1 protein-coding gene is annotated in these 2,505 nt (G+C 67.7%); it reads left to right on the top strand.

The genetic code is table 11. The annotated features are described in order from the left end of the window. Positions 1-2,505, top strand: a 2,505-nt coding sequence (locus AC1DT2_RS20565; RefSeq protein ID WP_477298394.1) for a type I polyketide synthase, incomplete at both ends; no start/stop codon positions are given.

The following is a 2,505-nucleotide window of genomic DNA, read 5'->3' as shown; positions in this document are numbered from 1 at the left end:
CTTGTCGGGTGGCGCGCCGGCGGTGGGCGAGCCGGTGGCGATCATCGCCATGGCGGGCCGCTTCCCCGGTGCGCCTGATGTCGAGACGTTCTGGGACAACCTCTGCAATGGTCGCGAGTCGATCCGCTTCTTCGCGCCGGAGGAGCTCGACCCGGCTGTGAGCCAGGCCGATCGCGACGATCCGGACTATGTCGCCGCGCGCGGTGTGATCGACGACGTGGAACAGTTCGACGCCGGCTTCTTCGGCATGTCTCCGCGCGAAGCAGAGCTGACGGATCCGCAGCAGCGACTGTTCCTGGAGCTGTGCTGGGAATGTCTCGAGCGCGGCGGTTACGTTCCCGATGCGCAGGACGTGCCGGTCGGCGTCTTCGGCGGCATGCATAACGCCACCTATTTCCAGAAGCACATCAGTGGCCGGCCCGACCTTATCGACAAGCTCGGGGCCTTCCAGGTGATGCTCGGCAACGAGAAGGATTACCTGGCTACGCGCGTCGCGCACAAGCTCAACCTCACTGGCCCGGCGATCAGTCTCAATACCGCGTGCTCCACGTCGCTCGTTGCCATCGCTCAGGCTTTTGACGCCTTGCGCGCCGGCCGTTGCGGCATGGCACTTGCCGGGGGCTCGTCGATCTCCTGCCCACCGAACAGCGGTTACATCGCGCAGGAAGGCTCGATGCTTTCGCCCGACGGTCACACGCGTACCTTCGATGCCGATGCTCAGGGCACGGTGTTCAGCGACGGTGCGGCCGTGGTCCTGCTGAAGCGTCTTTCGGATGCGCTACGCGATGGCGACCCGATCTACTCGGTGATCCGTGGCGTCGCGGTGAACAACGATGGCGGGGTCAAGGCCAGTTTTACGGCGCCAAACGCCGCCGGCCAGGCAGCCGTCATCACGATGGCGCTGGACGATGCCGGTGTGTCGCCGCGCGACATTTCCTACGTCGAAGCACATGGCACAGCCACGCCGCTAGGCGACCCGATCGAGCTGGAGGGGCTGACACAGGCCTTCCGCCAGAGCACGACCGATAAGGGCTTCTGCGCGCTAGGCTCGCTGAAGAGCAATGTCGGCCACCTCGTGATGGCCGCCGGTGCGGCCAGCGTGATCAAGACCTCGCTGGCCCTGTGCGAACGTCGCCTGCCGCCGTCCCTGCACTTCACGTCCGCCAATCCACGCCTCAACCTTGCCGATTCACCCTTCGTGGTGAACGACTCGCTGCGCCCCTGGCAGACGGCGGGAGGTCCCCTGCGCGCCGGTGTCAGTTCGTTCGGCGTCGGCGGCACCAATGCCCATGTGATTCTCGAGGAAGCGCCGGAGCGCGTGCCTTCCGATGTCGCCAGTGGTGCGCAGCTGCTATTGATTTCCGCACGGACGCCGACGGCTCTGGGCAACGCTGCCGCGCGACTCGCCGACCATCTCGCCGCGCACCCGGACGGCAACCTCGCCGATACCGCGTGGACGCTCGCCCGTGGTCGCAAGGCGTTCGTCCAGCGCACCCATGTCGTCGCCACCTCCACCAACGACGCGGTAGGCAAGCTGCGCGACATCGCCGCCGCCGCGATGTGCCGCACCTGCATCACGCCGTCACCGGGCATGGTCTTCCTCTTCCCTGGCCAGGGCTCGCAGTACGCCGGCATGGGTCGCGAACTGCATGCAACTGAACCCGTCTTTCGCGCGGCGCTCGACGACGTCGCCAGTGCGCTGCGCGGGGAACTGGGCTTCGACCTGCGTGAGCGCATGTTCGCCGCAGACGCGGACGCGCTGAAGGCCACCGAACTGACCCAGCCCGCGACCTTCGCCCTGGAGTACGCGCTGGCCCGCCTGTGGATGAGCCTTGGTGTCGAACCGGTGGCGATGATCGGCCATAGCGTCGGCGAGTTCGCCGCCGCCGTGCTGGCCGGCGTGATGCCGCTGGCCGCTGCCGCGCGACTTGTCGCGCGCCGCGGCCGCCTCATGCAGGCCCTTCCCGCGGGCTCCATGCTTTCCGTTCGTCTGGGAGCCGCCGAACTGCGGGCGCGCCTCCCGGACGCTCTTTCCCTCGCTGCCGAGAACGCGCCGAATGCGAGCGTGGTTTCCGGAGAGACGGCGGCCGTCGAAGCCTTCCGTCTCGCGCTCGACGCCGAGGGCGTCGCCTGCCGCCTCTTGCATACGTCCCACGCCTTCCACTCCGCGATGATGGATCCCGTCCTGGTCTCTTTCCGTGCCGAAGTGGCGGCGGTGTCGCTCAGTGCGCCGCGCATCCGCATCGTCTCTACGTTGACAGGACTGCCGCTGACCGACGAGGAAGCCACCTCGCCGGACTACTGGACCCGGCACATGCGTCACGCCGTGCGCTTTTCGCCGGCGCTGCTGCATACGCTGGACGATGCGACGCACGCCTTTCTCGAAGTCGGTCCGCGGCCGAGCCTCGCCTTGTTGGCCCGCCAGCATTCGCAGAGTCGCGGCCGGACGATCGTTGCCTCCCTGGGTGACGGCCCGGCCGACGAACGTGCCGCACTGCTCGGTGC

Source organism: Luteibacter sp. P4_E6, from assembly GCF_056401535.1.
This window is presented reverse-complemented; position numbering and strand designations above follow the sequence as displayed.